The sequence below is a fragment of the Bradyrhizobium sp. CCBAU 11386 genome, assembly GCF_028128955.1.
Classification (GTDB): Bacteria; Pseudomonadota; Alphaproteobacteria; order Rhizobiales; family Xanthobacteraceae; genus Bradyrhizobium.
This window is the reverse complement of record NZ_LBKA01000002.1, coordinates 215,406-216,084: the sequence shown is the minus strand read 5'-3', so window position 1 is coordinate 216,084 and position 679 is coordinate 215,406. Positions and strand designations below refer to the sequence as shown.

The 679-nt window shown below is 62.6% G+C and carries 2 protein-coding genes; both read right to left on the bottom strand.

The genetic code is table 11. From position 1 onward, the window contains the following. Window positions 1-63: 63 nt before the first annotated feature. Window positions 64-369 (bottom strand): IS66 family insertion sequence element accessory protein TnpB, encoded by a 306-nt coding sequence (tnpB, locus tag XI09_RS01225; protein ID WP_271565321.1) that lies wholly within the window; start codon window positions 367-369, stop codon window positions 64-66. Next, entirely contained in the window at window positions 366-635 is a 270-nt protein-coding gene (locus XI09_RS45875; RefSeq protein WP_442869509.1) for a hypothetical protein, read from the bottom strand. Before XI09_RS45875 ends, tnpB begins: the two co-directional genes overlap by 4 nt. Window positions 636-679: the final 44 nt, after the last annotated feature.

Sequence of the window (679 nt, the reverse complement as noted above, 5' to 3'; positions counted from 1 at the left end):
CCTTCGAAACCACGTCATTGCGCAACTTGATCTAAGAATCTGTCAGCCTAACAAGGAGGGGCATCAACATGGGTGATCGAGCATATAAGCCATCTGCGCCGCTGAGATCGACACCGCGCCAGCCGAGGCCGAAGGCCAGATGAACTTGCCGCGGTCCAGGCGCTTGGCGTAGAGCGACATGCCCAACCCATCATGCCAAAGAATCTTGACCAGATCGCCGCGGCGGCCCCGGAAGATATAGAGATCACCAGCATGAGGATCGCGCTTCAGGCTCTCCTGAACTGTAAGAGCCAGGCTTCGCATGCCGCGACGCATATCGGTGTGGCCAGTGGCGATCCAAACCCTGACGCCGCTCGGAATCGGGATCATCGTCGTCGTAGGAGCTCAAGAACCCGCTGTAGCGCCTCACCGTCGACGTCCCGGTCAACGCGAACGCGACAGCCGCCAAGCTCGATCTCGATGATTCCGGACCTTGCGCGCTGCGCAGGCGGTGAAGACGCCGGTTGCGGCGCGCTGATCGATACCGGAGCCGGCGCAGGAGTGATCTCGACAGGAACAAGAGCTGGCACCACGTCACCGCCGAGGCGGCCCTGGCGCGCTTGTCGACGCCAAGTGAACAGCAGGCTGTGAGCCACCCCGTGCCGGCGCGCAACGCCGCACACAGTCTCCCCAGCCTGCA